12 protein-coding genes and 1 pseudogene are annotated in these 16,740 nt (G+C 40.6%); 9 read left to right on the top strand and 4 right to left on the bottom strand.

All coding sequences use genetic code 11. From position 1 onward, the window contains the following. Nucleotides 1–721: 721 nt before the first annotated feature. The 6 genes from FXW07_RS08795 (at nucleotide 722) to cofC (ending at nucleotide 6,634) form a co-directional block, all read left to right on the top strand. Nucleotides 722–883, top strand: a complete 162-nt coding sequence (locus tag FXW07_RS08795; protein WP_048120029.1) for a 4Fe-4S binding protein — start codon at nucleotides 722–724, stop codon at nucleotides 881–883. Beyond that, complete coding sequence (locus FXW07_RS08790) at nucleotides 880–2,157, top strand: NAD(P)/FAD-dependent oxidoreductase (protein ID WP_229395112.1); 1,278 nt, start codon at nucleotides 880–882, stop codon at nucleotides 2,155–2,157. Before FXW07_RS08795 ends, FXW07_RS08790 begins: the two co-directional genes overlap by 4 nt. Nucleotides 2,158–2,215: 58 nt before the next feature. Next, nucleotides 2,216–3,217, top strand: a complete 1,002-nt coding sequence (cofG, locus tag FXW07_RS08785) for a 7,8-didemethyl-8-hydroxy-5-deazariboflavin synthase CofG (RefSeq protein WP_229395111.1) — start codon at nucleotides 2,216–2,218, stop codon at nucleotides 3,215–3,217. Nucleotides 3,218–3,220: 3 nt separating this feature from the next. Then, complete coding sequence (cofH, locus tag FXW07_RS08780; RefSeq protein WP_229395110.1) at nucleotides 3,221–4,351, top strand: 7,8-didemethyl-8-hydroxy-5-deazariboflavin synthase subunit CofH; 1,131 nt, start codon at nucleotides 3,221–3,223, stop codon at nucleotides 4,349–4,351. 90 nt (nucleotides 4,352–4,441) lie between these two features. After that, a complete protein-coding gene (cofH, locus tag FXW07_RS08775) occupies nucleotides 4,442–5,569 on the top strand; it encodes a 5-amino-6-(D-ribitylamino)uracil--L-tyrosine 4-hydroxyphenyl transferase CofH (protein WP_229395109.1) in 1,128 nt (375 codons plus the stop codon). A 438-nt stretch (nucleotides 5,570–6,007) separates the two neighbouring features. Beyond that, on the top strand, nucleotides 6,008–6,634 hold the full coding sequence (gene cofC / locus FXW07_RS08770; protein ID WP_229395108.1) for a 2-phospho-L-lactate guanylyltransferase: 627 nt from the start codon (nucleotides 6,008–6,010) through the stop codon (nucleotides 6,632–6,634). Nucleotides 6,635–6,856: 222 nt separating this feature from the next. Here the strand turns inward: cofC and FXW07_RS08765 are convergent, their stop codons facing one another. Continuing rightward, a complete protein-coding gene (locus FXW07_RS08765; protein ID WP_229395107.1) occupies nucleotides 6,857–8,695 on the bottom strand; it encodes a cation:proton antiporter in 1,839 nt (612 codons plus the stop codon). Between the two features lie 849 nt (nucleotides 8,696–9,544). On the opposite strand from FXW07_RS08765, the gene FXW07_RS08760 reads away from it, so the two are divergent. Both FXW07_RS08760 and FXW07_RS08755 read left to right on the top strand, forming a co-directional pair. Then, complete coding sequence (locus FXW07_RS08760) at nucleotides 9,545–9,868, top strand: hypothetical protein (protein WP_229395106.1); 324 nt, start codon at nucleotides 9,545–9,547, stop codon at nucleotides 9,866–9,868. After that, complete coding sequence (locus FXW07_RS08755) at nucleotides 9,847–10,392, top strand: hypothetical protein (RefSeq protein WP_229395105.1); 546 nt, start codon at nucleotides 9,847–9,849, stop codon at nucleotides 10,390–10,392. The genes FXW07_RS08760 and FXW07_RS08755 overlap by 22 nt, the downstream gene beginning before the upstream one ends. A gap of 494 nt (nucleotides 10,393–10,886) precedes the next feature. On the opposite strand, the gene FXW07_RS08750 is transcribed toward FXW07_RS08755, so the two are convergent. The 3 genes from FXW07_RS08750 to FXW07_RS08740 form a co-directional block, all read right to left on the bottom strand. Next, nucleotides 10,887–11,198, bottom strand: coding sequence for a hypothetical protein (locus FXW07_RS08750; protein ID WP_229395104.1), 312 nt, complete (start codon nucleotides 11,196–11,198; stop codon nucleotides 10,887–10,889). 1,557 nt (nucleotides 11,199–12,755) lie between these two features. Then, the gene (locus tag FXW07_RS08745; protein WP_229395103.1) at nucleotides 12,756–15,458 is read right to left on the bottom strand and encodes a phosphoenolpyruvate synthase; all 2,703 of its coding nucleotides are present in this window, start codon (nucleotides 15,456–15,458) and stop codon (nucleotides 12,756–12,758) included. Between the two features lie 372 nt (nucleotides 15,459–15,830). Beyond that, nucleotides 15,831–16,172 (bottom strand): hypothetical protein, encoded by a 342-nt coding sequence (locus tag FXW07_RS08740; protein ID WP_048154929.1) that lies wholly within the window; start codon nucleotides 16,170–16,172, stop codon nucleotides 15,831–15,833. 383 nt (nucleotides 16,173–16,555) lie between these two features. Between FXW07_RS08740 and FXW07_RS08735 the strand changes: the two are divergent. Beyond that, nucleotides 16,556–16,740, top strand: a pseudogene (locus FXW07_RS08735) (ISNCY family transposase); the annotation flags it as partial.

Below are 16,740 nucleotides of genomic sequence, written 5' to 3'. Positions count from 1 at the left end.
TAATTAATAATTATAATTGCTTAAAATTACAGAACCTCATACTAATTGCTGCAAACGAATGAGGAGTTACTTATCGCTATTTGCTAGATAATTAATATTATATAAATATTAAGTTCAAATAATTAAAATCTGTTTATAGAATATGGATATGTTTTAAAAATTGGAATAAAGTCTTATTCCGTTTGCGGAATTCTATAAGTTCTGTATATGTTATTCCCCTCCAGTTCCCCAAACATAAATAATATTATTTATAATATATATAAGTAAGCTTCATATAAGCACAATAAGTATATATAGACTTTAATTATTTTAGATTGAATAAAACATTCATATATAATAATATATAAATCATGAGAAATTCCCAGAATAAAAGGTTTTTCATGCATCACATAAAATAAAAATAATAAAGAATTAATAAAAATTGAGCCATCTTGCTGCAGAATCTGGTATGGATCCCCACTAAATATGGAATGGAACCCCACTAAATATGGAATGGCCCACCTTATATTTTACGAGATATGATAAAATCAATAGCAGAATCATTAGTGAAGCAGTATAAGAATAGTTGACAGAAAATAAATAAATTACATACTACCGGGTACACATAGGGTCTCCGTATTCATGGAAAGAGAATACTATACTTTTTAGCATGACCCTGAGAACACACTGTACCAATACATTATAATAAGTCTTTTCATGATAGAAAAACTGGTGGAATCGCATGAAGATTAATGATAATTGTGTAGGATGCGGCCAGTGTGCTTCTTTTTGTAAACAAGGAGCAATAGAGGTAAAAGGAAAGGCACAAGCTACTGACGCCTGCATAGACTGCGGAATATGCGCTCTCTACTGCCCTGTTAAGGCTATAGAGGTGTTGGCATGAAAGCGATTGTGATTGGCGCAGGACTCGGCGGGCTCTTAAGTGCGGCAAGGCTCTCAAAGGCAGGGTACCAGGTAGATGTTTTTGAAAGGCTTCCCATCACAGGAGGAAGGTTTACAAACCTCAGTTACAAAGGATTCCAGGTTTCAAGCGGAGCTTTCCATGTCCTGCCCCATGGACCTGCAGGCCCTCTTGCCAAGTTCCTCAACGAAGTCGGAGCCGATGTAAAAATTGTTAGGGCAGATAATACAACTGTACGCGTGCCCCTGAAAAAAGGCAGCAAGGATTATGAGAAAGGCTTCAAAGACATTTTGTTTAACGATTTTTCCACACTTCTCTCGCATAAAGACCGCCTGAAGATCGCTCTTCTTATAGTAAGTACGCGAAAGAACCGCCCAACAGGAAGCACTTTGCAGGCATGGCTCAGGTCACAGTTTAAAGATGACTGGCTTGAGAAATTTGCCGACGCTTTCTGTGGCTGGGCATTGAGCCTAAGAAGTGACGAAGTTTCTGTAGAAGAAGTTTTCGAAATAATTGAAAACATGTACAGATTCGGCGGCCCAGGAGTTCCTATTGGAGGATGCAAAGGAGTAATCGATGCTCTGGAAAGTGTAATTGCTGCACATGACGGAAAGATTCATACCGAGACCGAGGTTTCAAAAATCCTTGTGGAAAACGGAAAAGCCGTGGGTGTTCTTGTTGGCGAGGAGGCTCATAAAGCAGACCTGGTCATCAGCAATTTAGGGCATGCTGCAACTGCATGTCTCTGTGCGGAGGCCCTGTCAGGCGAAAAAGCTTCAGAATACCTCAGAAGACTTGAAACCCTGAAGCCTTCTGCCGGGATAAAGATCTGTCTTGCTGCAGACGAGCCTCTTGTAGGGCATTCGGGTGTCCTTCTAACCCCATATGCAAAAAGAGTAAATGGGATAAATGAAGTTACGCAGGTCGATCCTAGACTCGCTCCACCTGGCAAGCATCTTACAATGTCCCATCAACACGTAGCCCCTGAGAACGTGAAAAATCTCGAAGCTGAAATTGAACTGGGGCTTCAGGACCTTAAAGAAATCTTTCCCAATAAAAAATACGAAGTCCTGCTTATCCAGTCATACCACGACAACTGGCCGGTAAACAGGGCTGCCTCAGGCACGGACCCTGGTAACGAGACTCCTATTCCCGGACTTTACGTTGTAGGGGATGGAGCCAAAGGAAAAGGCGGCATTGAAGTTGAAGGTGTAGCTCTTGGTGTAGTCGCTGCCATGAAGAAAATCCTGGACTAAAATTTCAGAAAACAAACTCATCAGGTGTTTTATCATTCCACCAAAAAATCCCAATTTTGTGACCTACTCGAAAAACGTTTTCGTTCCTGTGACCAATATTTGCAGGAACCGCTGTGGTTACTGCGGTTTTCGGCGGGAGCCCGGACAACCAGGCGCCAGGCTCATGAGACCCGGAGAAATTCTTCCTGTACTTGAAAACGGGGCAAATGCAGGGTGTACCGAAGCCCTTTTCACCTTTGGGGAATATGCAGAGGAGGTTTCGGAGTACAGGAAATGGCTTAAAGAACTCGGTTATTCTTCCACGCTTGAATACCTTCTTATTCTCTGTGAGGCTGCAATCGATATTGGAATCCTTCCTCATACGAATGCAGGAATTATGACGCGCTCGGAGCTGAAGGCTTTAAAGCCTTTGAACGCGAGCATGGGGCTTATGCTTGAGAGCACGGCAACCCTGGATGCCCATAAGGACTGCCCGGGCAAACTTCCCGAACTCAGGCTTAATACCATTCGAGAAGCAGGAAAACTCCAGATCCCCTATACTACCGGCCTTCTTATAGGAATTGGGGAAAAAAGGGAAGATAGAATTGAGTCCCTTGAAGCTATTGCGTCTCTCCATAGGGAATACGGGCACATCCAGGAAGTTATTATCCAGAACTTTGCCCCAAAACCCGGAACAACTATGGAAAACTTTCCTGCTCCTTCAATAGAAGAAATGATTGACACTATATGCCTGGCCAGACAGGTCCTTCCTTCTGACATAGCAGTGCAGGTCGCCCCAAACCTTATAGACCCAAAGGCCCTTATCGCAAAAGGAGTAACTGACCTGGGAGGCATATCTCCACTGACAATTGACTGGATTAATCCTGAAGCTGAATGGCCGGATGTGACGGACTTGCAAAGGAAACTAAGTCCTATTTTGCTCAGGGAACGCCTGCCAATTTACCCTCAGTATGTAAGAAATGAATGGTATTCGGACAGGATAGGCGGGCTTATAGAACAACTCTCTGATGCTGACGGTTACAGGAAAAAGCCCTGGACAGAGGGCATGCGGAGGAATTGAAAAATGAACAACAGGATTCCCGAAGATCTCATAGAACGAGCATACCAGGGGAAGAGCACAAAAGAAGATGGTCTCCTGCTTCTGGAGGTACCTCCTTTCGAACTCTTCAGGTTTGCGGACGAACTTCGCTCTCTTACGGCAGGAGATACGGTTACTTACGTAGTAAACCGAAACATAAACTTCACAAGCCGCTGTGTAGGCACCTGCGGGTTCTGTGCATTCAGGACAAACGATGGTAAGGTCCTCAGCATAGAAGAAATTATGGAAAAGGTTAGAAAAGCTGAGAAGGAAAAAGCTACCGAAGTTTGTATCCAGGGAGGTCTTCTTCCGGATGTGGGCCTTGACTTTTACCAGGAAATTGCAGAAGCTATAAAAGCCGAATTTCCGGAAATGCATATTCACGCTTTTTCCCCGATGGAGGTTTACCATGCTTCTCGTGTCAGTGGCATAAAGGTAAGTGAAGCCCTTTCAAAGCTGAAACGAAGCGGGCTTGATACAATGCCCGGAACTGCAGCCGAAATTCTCTCTGACCGTGTCAGGAAAATTATTTGCCCTTCAAAACTTAAGACTGCGGAGTGGATTGAAGTGGTCACACAGGCACATGCTACAGGAATCCCTACCACTGCAACCATGATGTACGGGCATGTCGAAACTCCTGAAGAAAGAATTGAGCATATCCTGACTATCAGGGATATTCAGAAAGAGACTGGCGGAATTACCGAGTTTGTGCCTCTGCCATTTATGCCTTATAATAATCCGATTGGAGAAAAAATGATCCGAGAGGGCAGGTATGCTACTCCTGGCCTCGATGACCTGAAAATCTATGCTGTTTCACGTATCCTTCTTCACGGGCATGTAGATAATATTCAGGCAAGCTGGGTAAAACTGGGGAAGAAGCTTTCCCAGTTTGCTCTTCACTGCGGTGCAAATGACCTGGGAGGTACACTCATGGAAGAGAGTATTTCCAGATTGGCAGGAGCTCCTAATGGAGAATGTATTTCTGTTGAAGAACTGGAATGGATGATCTACGGAGCCGGAAGAGTTCCAAAAGAGAGGACAACCCTTTATAAAGGGGTACATGAATTGACTTCCGGGAACTCTAACAGAATTACAGGGTGTAGAGCCTCAGAATAAGCTGGTATCCTCTTCAAATTGTACGGATAAAAGCAGTAGATAGTTGAATAACACTCAGGGAAATGATGGAATTTTAAAAAGGATGATCGGATGTACACGAAAAAACCGACAACTCCAGAAGATGTAATTGAAAGGGCATACCAGGGAAAATGTACTAAAGAGGATGCCTTCCTTCTGCTTGAAGGAAACCCTTTTGAGCTGTTTGAGCTCGCCAATAATCTGCGTGCCAGTACGGTAGGCGATACTGTTAGTTATGTAGTGAACAGGAATATCTATATCACAAATAAATGTGTGGGAAACTGCGGGTTCTGTGCCTACAGGACAGAGAAAGGGTATATCCTGAGTGTTGAAGAAATCCTGGAAAAAGCAGGAGAAGCGAGAAAAGCAGGAGCTGTGGAGGTATGTATCCAGGGTGGATATATCCCGGAAGCTGATGTAGAGTTCTATCTTGAGATTATAGAATCAGTAAAAGCCGAATTCCCTGACCTGTGTATTCATGCCCTGTCCCCTATGGAAGTAAATTACGCAGCAGGAATCTCAGGCATGTCGGTTGAAGAAGCCCTGCGAAGACTTAAAAAAAGTGGGCTTGACTCCCTTACAGGGACTTCGGCCGAGATCCTTTCCGACAGGGTAAGAAAGATTATCTGCCCTGGAAAAATCAATACCCAGCAGTGGATTGATACCATAACTGCAGCACATAAAGCAGGGATTTCCACTAATTCCACTATCATGTACGGACATGTTGAAACCCTTGAAGAACGCCTGGACCATGTCTTTATCATCCGTGAAATCCAGAAAGAGACCGGCGGGTTTACGGAACTTATACCAATGGCGTTTTTGCCTTACAATAATCCTGTAGGGGAAAAGATGATAGCATCCGGGAAATTCTCGACCACAGGGCTTGAAGACCTTCAGCTCATAGCTATTTCCCGCGTAATTTTACATACTTACGTTAACAATATTCAGGCCACGTGGGTAAAGTTAGGAAAGAAACTCGCTCAAGTAGCCTTGCAGTGCGGAGCAAACGACCTCGGAGGCACGCTTATGGAAGACCAGATCTCCACAGCCTCGGGAGGCAGTAATGGAGAATATGTATCTCCTGCCGAGTTCGAATGGATGATAAAAGGAGCAGGAAGAACCCCTGTGCAGAGGGATACCCTATACCGGAAAATAGAACGAGATTTTTCTAATAAAGTCAATCCCCTTCCTATTTTGTGAAAACAAGGGTAAGTAGTATAGATTAAACTCCCGAGTTCCGTCACCCGAGTCCCGTCTCGGGAGGACGGCATGAGGTCATTCAGGCAAGGTTGCAGCTCCCGAGTCCCATCTCGGGAGCTGTCCGTTTCGCTCACTTCGTTCGCTCAAGCGGACTAATTTAGAATGTAGAGTGTAGAATGTAAATTTAGAATATAGAAAAATTAAGTTTTGCCTGAGAGGGTGAATTTTGTGAAGTTACTTCTTCCTGTGCGCCTTTCTCAGTGTGGTTATGATTTAATATAAGTCAGAGCGGTTGAAATTGCTGCAAGCCGGAACCATAAGAAAAATGAGTTTATCTTTCCGGGACGCGGGGGTTTTACGCTTCTTCATATAAATTTCAGTGAATTGAGTTAATATTCATTTATATTTATTTCTGAACTTAGATTTTCAGGAGTCAAGATGAAAGCTGTAATCCCTTATAAAAAATCCAGTGCAAAATCCAGATTGTCCCCTGTCCTGACTCGGGAAGAGAGAGAAGAGTTTGTGGAACTGATGCTGAATCAGGTGATAGACACCCTTAAGGAAGCGGGAGTCGGAACAATCGATATTCTCAGTCCTTCTATATATGGGCTTGAGAATATGACGAAAGCCAACGTGCTTCTGGACAAAAATGACCTGAATGAAGCCCTTAATGGGTACCTTGAACAGGCTGAGGAGCCGGTTATTATTGTTATGGCTGATCTTCCGCTTCTTTCTTCTAAGCACATAATAGAGATTGTTTCGACTAAAAAGGATGTTTGCATCGTTCCTGGAAAAGGTGGAGGTACTAATACCCTTTTTATTAAGAACCCCTCTAACTACAGGGTAAGGTACTATGGTTCGAGTTTTCTGACTCATTGTTCAATTGCAGCCGATTCCGGACAGAATTTTGAAATATATGATTCATTCTTTGCAGGTACGGATATTGATGAACCTGAAGATCTGGTAGAACTCCTCATACATGGAAAAGGACCCGCAAAAGATTACATTAACCGAAAGTTCAAACTTGAAGTTAGCAGAGGAAGGGTAGGATTGATTACTCTTTAAAAACTTTCCATGCATCTCTGGTAAAGTGAGTAATCATGACAAATTGCGCCAATTTCCTCAATATTTACCAAATATTTTAATAAATTACGAGCTGGAATCGGGTATCGATTTTATGTAAATAGGCCAAAATTTAAGGCCGGCTTCTAATGTAAAATCGATGTTTTCAGGCAAGAAAATTCCTTAACCGATTACCAATGCCATATTTTGAAACCTTGCTTAAACTTATTTAAACAGAATATCAGAAACATACTTACCTGAACTCTTATCAGCAATAATCGTTGCAATATCGTTATATTCAAGTTTCAAGCTGCTATATGCGATAATTGATTCGCTTCCCCGTTGTATCATAACCATGAGGCTTTTTTCTGGAAAATTTATTTCCTTTATAGTTTTTCCCACGACTTTTGGATTGGTAACTCTAACTTCCATAATATTGCCCCTATTTCCGATTTCACACATCGAAAATAGGTCATTACCGCCAATCATATTTTCCATAACCGCAGCAGTTGTCATTGTAGTGCTCATCGCTCGAATTCCGAGATCCCAGAATGCCTGGAGATTTTCTACGTAATTTACCCTAACAATTAATTGTTCTCCCTTAAACCCAAACTTTGCCTTTGCAATCTGACAAAAAAGAAGATTTGCATCATCCTTTTTTGTAGTTACAACTACATATTTGGCATTTTCAATCCCGGCTTTTTTCAGAATAGCTATGTCTGCTGCATTACCCTGAACAGTCCTGATTCCTAATTCCCTGCATTTGTTACATTCCTCTTCCGAGATGTCTATAACTGACACATTTTCTCCTCTGTTATCAAACTTTTCGGCAAGGATACGGCCTATTTTTCCTCCTCCAATAATCAAAATTTCCATAGGAATTATCTCCAGTATCTGAGCTACTTTTTTTGACATACTACCTGTCAGGAAAACAGTAATAATAACGGTCAGGAAGACCAGTCCTACAATAGTTTGGCCTCCTGCAATCCCCATTTCATCCAGTTTAATTGCAAAATAAGTTGCTATCGAAGTAGGAACCACTCCCCTTGGCCCCACAAAAGATATGAACATTTTTTCTTTAGTACTTATTTTTGAACTCCGCATCGAGATAAATACAGCTACAGGACGGACAAATAATGCTATAAGCAAGACCAGAGCAATCCCTTTTAGCCCGATCTCCATGATGTACCAGAACTTGAGCATTGCTGCAAGCAAGATGAAAATCAGAGAGATCATTAAAACCGCTAGATTATTATTGAATTCTTCTATCATCTTCTTCTGGGGAAATTCGGTAGATCCCATAATAATCCCAAAGACGGCCACTGCAAGAATCCCAGACTCATTGCCTATTGTTTCTGACAATACATAGCAAGCAAAGATAAAAGTGAGAGTGAACAACCTTGCAGGCTGTTTGCCAATGGATATGCCTCTGGTAAAAAACCAGCGTAGAATAAACCCACATAAGCCCCCTATAATTAACCCCATCCCAACTCTTTGCAGCATAAAAATTACTGCACCAGTTCCGGAAATCTCAGCTGTAATTCCTTCAAAAACCAGTGCAGTTAGAATTACACTTACAGCATCGTTTAAGACACTCTCAAATTCCAGGATTTTGGCAACCCTATGGCAAATCCCTATGTTCCTTATTATTGGACCGACAACACTGGGACCAGTTGCAGTAACCAGAGCTCCAAAAAGGGCAGCAATTGGGATAGGGATATTTATAAGAAGATGTGTCAGTATGGTTATCCCGATAAAAGTGATAAAAACTCCTAATGTACTTAATTTAATAACACTTTTTTTAACTCCTCTCATGTGCTTCCAGTCGATCTGGAATCCTCCGTCAAAGACTATCACAGAAACGCAGATCGAAACGATAGCACTTAGCACATCGGAGTAAAGAGCCGGGTTTAAGAGGTTTAGAACTTCAGGTCCTACTATTATTCCTTCAATAAAAAGAAAGATTATAAAAGGTATCTGAAAATAGTGGGTAAGGACCTGTGCCAGCATGGATAGAACAAGCAAGGCAACAATTATTTCCATCAAAAATATAGGTTCGATCATTTAGGGCTTCCCTACTAATAAATGAACTTTTTGATTAAAATATTTAATTAAAATATTTAATGTGAATTGAATTGTTGAATTATGAAAAGTTCAAGGCATACATCTTAAGATATCGTACCTAAGATCTCGTACCTGTGATCAGCCAGAGTTCAGGTCCAAAAAAAATATGATAACTCCTGAGAGTAACACTAAAGTTAAATCCTGAGCAGTAGAAGATATTTTTCAGCAATGTGCTTATTTTTTCCGTATAATTTGCTCTGTACCCCTTAGTATTTTTTTTGATTATTGATCCATTACTGGCTCCATTAGTATATACATTTTTCCAGTAATCCAGTCTTCATATATATCAATGAGTATTGAAATTGCCAGTCTCAATACTGATTTTCGTTCAGCTCTTTTGTAATTTTCGGCCAGTTCTTTAGTAATTTTCGTCCAGCTCGTTAGTAATTCTGAAAACAGAAGAGTCTGAGATTCCCTCTACTCTAAAACAGTCATTACCTGTTCCACCCATCTGATGAAAACACTTTGCAGGAGTTAACCTTGAGAGCTAACCTTGAAAGAGCTAACCTTATAGAAGTTTATGTTTTATCAATCGACAAGCTTTCTACCTTCTAAGGTGAAAACACCTTCTGGTATAAAATTAGATGAAGAACTTCCTGCCTTAAAAAATAGAATTGTCCTGCCCTAAACTCAATCACGTGTTTCGTTAGTGGATTACTCTTTTTTACTCTTCAATCTCTTCCTGGTTTCGGGAAGAAAACAAAGGAGTACTGTAATACTGTAACATCCGCCGATTATTGCCCATCGTGTCATAGGACAGTAGGGCATTATTATCACTGCAAGAACTTCATGTGTCAGGAGTGTTTCAGGTCTGCAGCTTCTCAGGCGGCTAGCAGGGCGGCAGATTACCTTCTTGGATGTCATGCAGCTTGGAGGGCATTTGGTAAAAATCTAGGATATATAAATCATTTCGAGCTTTCAGTTCCTGTTAATGAGTACCAGGATTTTGATGTCAATAAAATGTATTCCAGGGCGATTAAATATGCTAAACAGATAGGCATTTCAGGCGGTGGGGTGAGTTTACATGTTTTCCGTATTAAGAAAGAATACCAATGGCCTATTCAGCAAGCTATTAAAGCAGCTGGAAAAAAATGGGTTCCTGGGATGGAGTAAGAGAAAATATACTTGGTTTACCTTCTTGTGAAGATTATCTTGTTTTTTCACCTCATTTTCATATTGTTGGCTATTTCAAATTAAAACAGAAATCAAGCGACTTTTACAAAGAGACTGGATGGACGTATAAGAATATCAGTTGGAGCAAAGGACGTGGAACTGAGGACAAAGATGGTGTGTTCAAAATCTTTGCTTATATTCTCACTCACCATTATCATGAGCCAGGCAAGCAAGCTATTCATTACTTTGGGACTGCATCAAAGAACAAAGTGAGCCGTGATACTTGGAAAGAGAAGAAGGATAAGAAATGCATTTGCGGCGAACAGATGTATAGAATAGCTATTTGGTCTGAGGAAAGAATACAGCAGATTCAGGAAGGCCTTCATAAGATTGAGCTTGATGAGTTCAATCCTAAGTCAAAATTGATTATCGTGCATAATCGTTATCGAGTGCGTACTACTCAGGTTGTTATAGAAACTTGCTATCATCAAGATGATCCGCCTGTAGGGGTAGTATGTCCTTAATAAAAAATAAAAAAAGTGTTGTGTTGTTAATATATTATTAACTTACATAGATAGAGGGTCGGCCCAATAGAAAGGAGTGTTGGTATGTCGTAAGGCATTAATTCGAGTCTAATCTAATCCCAAAGTTTTTATTTATGTACGCTAATTTCATGTTAATACCTTGATTAACTTATTTAACATACAAAGAAGGTCTGGTCCACCTTCTTTGTAAATTTCGTTTTTTGTTAATATTCCATGTAAGTTATTGTACATATACATTTCTTTGCAGTTACAGTGTTATTACGGTTTGTTTTTCAGAAATTGCGCCTGTTTTTGTGGTGTTTATTGAATGAAGTACAATAATGCCGATAGCGGGCGATTAGGAGTGTATTTAAGCTTCAAATAGTATACTGACAGTATACTGACAGTAGAATAACAGCTTATTATGTGTAAAATTATTTTGTGTGTTTGACGTGGAGATTGCATGTGGTTTCTTGTTAAATATATTAACTTGGTTATATCTTATTTTGTTGTAGTTTTACTAGCTTTCTTGCTTTCAATGCTGCCTTATCAGCTGGTTTTCCAGTAAGTGATTGCTGTATTGGTTCTGACTTTACTTCTATTGGTTCCAAAATCTGCAAGTATGCAAGCTCGATGGCTTTAGATATTGTTTGAGAGAAGTTGAATGGTGATTCTTGAGGATATCTTGAATTGAATGTTTTTTCTAATTCTGATGCTTTTTCTATGTCTGCTTCTGTTAGGCTTATGCTTTTTCGATAAGGGGCGCTTTCTCTTATTCTTTTGTTGTTAATTGCTTTCTGTTTCATGTGTATTACAGTATTACTTTGTTGTGTGAATAATTTTCTTTGTTACTCCGATTATTTTTGTATTGAATTGATTTTTTAATAATAGAAAAGTTTATATAGTATGAAGCCAGACTCGCGATATACAGTAGGTGTGAAGAAATTTTATATTGGTATCGTTTTTGGTACCGAAGGAAAATTTTGTTTTAAATTGCATAATATCGCACTGGTTTTTTGTAAAATCGGGCTGACCTTGTATAGGATATATGATTTTTATCAGATGTTACAATTTTTTTATGAACTGCTTCAGTTTTTATATAATATACTTTTGCCGTTTTTGTATTGATTTTTTAATGAAGTCGTTTTTTAATTTATCTGGTATTTGCTGCAGGCGTTTGCATGTTGAAAATATCTTAACTTGATTTGATCCGGATATGTAAAAAAATAGGTAAAAGAGGAATGCAAGCCGACCCGAGAGGGGAGGCTTGCCTTCCCTCTTTCAATATTTTACATATCTGGATCTTTCTAGTGTCATGGCAACTTAATTATTGAGCATAATCTTTAGTAGCTTCTTGTCAACGCACAATGATTCTGAGCTTTAAATGACCAATAACTAAATTTTCTTGACACTAGTTCTAAAATCGCTGCTGTATATCCGGAGCTTGCTCCGGACTCTCCGCACTTAGAGCCTATCCGAAAAGTCAGTAATGCATATCGAAAAGTTGCAATAGGTCTAAATATCCGGGCATCCGTTCCGGTTTTGCATATTTCCTATTGTAAAAGTTATAGCAGGTAACCACTTTTCGGATAGGCTCTTAGTACTCACCGCGAAATAACCTAAGCCAATTTTTACACTGTACTTTTCCATTTTCATAAGCAGTACCATCGGTTTTGCTTCCAAGTAATAATGTGTTACTTAGGTTATTTCGTTACGAGTCCTTAGTGCGGACTGTTTTGGTCTAAGCGGTGACTAGTGGTTCCCGCAGGCCTTGCCTGATGGGAATCCTGGGATCTTTTATGTGCTGTAAGCCCATATGAGCAATTAATCTAATATCAGTATGGGATGTCCTATTATGGACATCCCAAATAGTGGACTTGGTATTATTTGCGAAAAAATGCTTAGTTAACTCATAGTAATATTATTATAAGTTCAACACATTAACTTATTATATCAGATGATTTATTCTCTGATTATACAGTTTCAGAGTCAATAGCTATTGAAATGAATTCATTAGTTGGCCAAATCTAAGAACTCTTTTTTTGGCTATTGACTCTTATATTCTGTTTATTTAGCATCTTTTTTAAATCATTGTTTTTCACAATGTAATATCTTTTTTATACTGATCTGTTACGAAAAGTTTATTATTTAATCTGTCGTATTCATTTTCGGCCAATTAAATGAATTCGAATAACAGCTTGTTTGTTAGCTTTATCTTAGTTTACACATCTATTTCTATTTGGGACAGTACACATCATCGCTTTTCAATGTCTTTTTTAGTGTTTTCTGGGGTTGGTTCACTTGGCCAGTGAATTGAGTTCCCTTTATCCTGCCCTTTTTGAAGCGCCTGATTAAGATTTATTTCACTTAAGGATCTGTACAAAACCCCTGGTACCGTTAACGCGGACGTACTGGCCGTCTTTTAAGAGTTTGGTTGCATTTTCGATACCGACAACCGCAGGAATACCATACTCTCGCGCAATTACTGAACCATGTGTCATCATACCCCCAACCTCGACCACCAGGGCTTCAACAGAATAAAACAGTGGAGTCCAGCCAGGATCGGTAAAAGGCGCTACTAAAATATCCCCCTTTTTCAGCTTTGCGGCTTCGGGTCTGAGGATAACCTTTACGTACCCTTCCGCAACCCCGGAGGAAACAGGAGTCCCGATTAAAGCCCCTTTCGGAGCCTCAATATCGATCCTCACACCTGTAATAACTTCTCCTTCGCTGGTCATAACCCTGGGAGGGGTCATTTTCTGGTACTGCTCGCAGGCTTTTTTACGGGAGTCTATAAGCCGCGTCAGGTCCTCACTAAAATGATTTTCTAGCAATGCAACAAGTTCATCGAGATATAAATAAAATACATCTTCTTCTTTTTCCAAAATTCCTCTCCGATGTAAAGCTAGGGCTTCTGCCAGGATAGCCTGGCGATAGATATCAAAAAATCGAACAATAACATACTTGGGAAATTCACGCAAGCCTGTGGAGTTTCGGTAAATGGAAAGAAGCCTGGACATTAGTCTTGCTTTGAGGCTTCCGGCAGGGGTGTTGCTAATACTTTCCATAAGTTTTTGTACGACTTCCTGCGCTTCTTTTCTGCCCTGTCTGAACCGGTTTCGGTGCTCACCCGGAGCATTGCTTTTAATATGGTTTATAATGGACGGAACAAGAAGGGTAGGGGCTTCCCACCATCGAACGTTTGAAATATCGATTTCACCCGGGCAGCGCATGCCATACAGTTCCATGAACCTTTCCAGTTCGGTCCCGAATATATCTCCGCCCTTTACTTTACTGAGTCCCTGATAGAAAGTGTCCTGATAGTAAGTGTCCTGATAGAAAGTGCTGTCCTCCGATTTTTCCAGATAATCTACCACTTCAGGATATTTTCTTGCGGTATCGGCCAGATCCCCAATCATTAACCCCATCTCACCTGTCACGTTACCAGGCAGGGATTTATTCAGCGTATCAACATCAAGGTTTTCATCCAGCCATAGTCTGGTCAACCGGCTGGCAATGGGCAGGACAATGAATGGTAACGGTACGTACATCATGCTGCCAATCAGTTCCTGTAGCAACTTGCCCATACTTTCCTGAACTCTTTTAATTCGCTCTATCCCTGAGGCCTGCATAATGCTGTGCCTATGCTTATTGATTATCTCTTCCGGTGGAGCTGTGGCTCGCTCAATGATGCCGGAGGGATCGAGGAAAAATAAATTGTTAACAATAATCGGGATACCCTTTAAATAGAGCGGAAGAATCGGTTTGAATAATTTAAAAACCTGCCTCGTTGTATCTTTGTTTGCTTTTGCTTCTTGTTGAAATATCTCGCTTGATACTATTTTTGTCAGGGCATCTCTCATCAGTTCGTCTACAATAGCAATTCTCCAGATAAAATACCGCCGAAGAGCCTTACTGTACAAAAGAGGGGTAACGTCATAAAAGAGCCTTCCACCCGCTTCCACGATCACTGAATTGGGAAAGGGTACGGAGTTTTTTCCAAAGGGAAATATCTCCCAAAAAACAGAAATCCCCATAGGTTTCATGGCATCTGTCATCATTTGCAGGTGAGCAATAGATAAAAATACGTGAAGTTTATTGTCATGTACTTTAGGAATCGGATAAAGAGTAGTGATAGGACGGCTCTGTAAGATATAGAACTTATTCCCTGCCAGACACCACTCGATGTCCTGCTCTGAGCAGTAGTGTTTTTCTATCCTTTGCCCAAGTTGGGCCAGTTCCAGAATTTTATCATCAGATAGAGCCTGCTTGTTCTGGAATTCAGGAGCAAGTTCTCTGGTTACTGTTCCTCCTTCTGTGACCGGATAAACAGCTTTCTTCTTTTCCGCGATTTGCTTTTTGACAATCTGGTTCTCACGGACCTGATAAGAGTCGGCTGAAACAATTCCTGAGACAAGAGCTTCACCCAACCCGAAGCTGGCATCAATGGAAATAGTATTCCTGTGCCCGGTGACAGGGTCCACGGTAAACATAAGCCCGGAAACCTCCGGAAATATCATTTGCTGCACCACTATGGATAAATAGACCGAACGGTGGCCAAATCCATTTTTAATTCGGTAGATAATTGCCCTGTCGGTAAATAGAGAACTCCAACATTTCCTCACAGCCTGAAGGAGTTGATTCATCCCTTTTACGTTCAAATAGGTCTCCTGCTGGCCGGCAAAAGAGGCAGTCGGCAAATCTTCGGTTGTGGCGCTGGACCGAACGGCATAAGCCTTTTCTTCACCCACTATTTTCCATGCATCAAGGATAGAGAATTTAATTGTTTGGGATATGGGGATGGTTAGTAAATGGTCCCTTATCAGTTTTCCCAGCCTGCCAATTTCGTCCGGTTGATCCAGTTTCAACTGGTCAAGCAAATCAAAAAATTTGTCCATCTCATTGCTTGCTGCAATAAAATCACAGTAAGCCGACGTTGTAATGCAAAAACCCGGCGGAACAGGAAATCCTGTTTTGACCATTTCTCCCAGATTAGCACCTTTCCCCCCGACTTCAGGCAAATTTGTCCTGTCGACTTCATTAAAGTGCATTACATAAACGTTCATGCTAATACACCTCGAAAAATGAAATCTTGATTTTTATATTATACGCTTTTATAATATAGGACTATGCGGGTCTTATCCTTGAGTTATTGCTCAATCCTGCAAAATGAGTATTCTCCCACTACTCCATTTTGCGTCAAAAGATGTAACGTTGACACCGCAAAAGAGATCAAATCAATATACCGCAAGAAACAGATTACATCAATGCGGTTGTAGGAAAATATCCTTGCTGAGTTGAAGTCGAGCAGGATGAATTGAAGGTATGAGTTTAAAAGTAATAAAAAAGGTTAAGGCAAAGGTAGTAAAGTTGTTATCTAACCAATTACCCTCAGCCTTGTTTGACCAGTTTGAAAGCTATGTTCCAACTGGTTTAAATTATGACATATTGCTTGCATTTCCTGCCTGAGGAGGCATTGACATGTTACCTGGGGCGCCTTGAGGCATGGAACCGTTACCGGACATGTTACCTGGAGCACCTTGAGGCATGGATCCATTGCCGGACATGTTACCTGGAGCACCTTCAGGGGGCATGGTAGCGTTGTCAGCTGGCATCTGGCCTGCGTCTTCTCCTGGAGGCATGGTAGTATTAGCTGACATATTGTCTGCATTCTCTTCTGCAGGGGCAGTATTGTCAGATGTCTTGTTATCAGCACATCCTGACATGGCTACTATTGACATAAGTAGCAAGCCGATCACTAAAAAACTCATTTTTTTCATTATAGTACCTCAGATATTCTCGAACTTTAACTCTCAATCTCAAGGGGTTGTATCTGTAAGTCCTGAATTTTCAATACCAGTAATCCAATTCTGGGGGTTTGGAAGTTTACTGCAAATCCAGATCTAACATTTTACATAATATAAACAGTTAGATCCTTTGAGGTGAAACCTCCTCCTAAAATATTGAAAATTCAGCTAAATAGAAGACCGAGAGTTTTACTATAAAGTACGCTACATATTTCATATAGCATTTACTTTTCGAAAAGAGAGGCTCTCAAATTAGAATTTTGACTTAAAAACTTATTCTTTTTTCCACTAACTCTGATAGCACTTATCTCTGTTTGGTAGTGGCAACTTAAAACAATACCTTCTATGTCTTTCTCATGTCAAAAAACAGTATGTTATACAAAGGAGTCCTCTTCGAGGACTCCTTCGATAATTATTTGAGCAGAGAAAGTACTTCAATTTGCCAATTCCTGTACTTTCTTTGCATTGACGATATTGCAAAGCACGTCGAACGTACTTTTTACACCCACAAAAGTTGGCACTTTAAGTACAGTGTTTCTTC

Source organism: Methanosarcina sp. DH1, from assembly GCF_020804205.1.
Lineage (GTDB): Archaea > Halobacteriota > Methanosarcinia > Methanosarcinales > Methanosarcinaceae > Methanosarcina > Methanosarcina vacuolata.
Note: the sequence above shows the minus strand (reverse complement) of the source record. Positions and strands in the feature narration are given on the sequence as shown.

Coding starts and splice junctions, on each gene's coding strand:
- FXW07_RS08745 (WP_229395103.1), bottom strand. CDS start 15,458: ATGAACGTTTATGTAATGCACTTTAATGAAGTCGACAGGACAAATTTG.
- cofH (WP_229395109.1), top strand. CDS start 4,442: ATGTACACGAAAAAACCGACAACTCCAGAAGATGTAATTGAAAGGGCA.
- FXW07_RS08760 (WP_229395106.1), top strand. CDS start 9,545: ATGTGTCAGGAGTGTTTCAGGTCTGCAGCTTCTCAGGCGGCTAGCAGG.
- FXW07_RS08765 (WP_229395107.1), bottom strand. CDS start 8,695: ATGATCGAACCTATATTTTTGATGGAAATAATTGTTGCCTTGCTTGTT.
- FXW07_RS08740 (WP_048154929.1), bottom strand. CDS start 16,172: ATGAAAAAAATGAGTTTTTTAGTGATCGGCTTGCTACTTATGTCAATA.
- FXW07_RS08750 (WP_229395104.1), bottom strand. CDS start 11,198: ATGAAACAGAAAGCAATTAACAACAAAAGAATAAGAGAAAGCGCCCCT.
- cofC (WP_229395108.1), top strand. CDS start 6,008: ATGAAAGCTGTAATCCCTTATAAAAAATCCAGTGCAAAATCCAGATTG.
- FXW07_RS08755 (WP_229395105.1), top strand. CDS start 9,847: ATGGGTTCCTGGGATGGAGTAAGAGAAAATATACTTGGTTTACCTTCT.
- FXW07_RS08790 (WP_229395112.1), top strand. CDS start 880: ATGAAAGCGATTGTGATTGGCGCAGGACTCGGCGGGCTCTTAAGTGCG.
- FXW07_RS08795 (WP_048120029.1), top strand. CDS start 722: ATGAAGATTAATGATAATTGTGTAGGATGCGGCCAGTGTGCTTCTTTT.
- cofH (WP_229395110.1), top strand. CDS start 3,221: ATGAACAACAGGATTCCCGAAGATCTCATAGAACGAGCATACCAGGGG.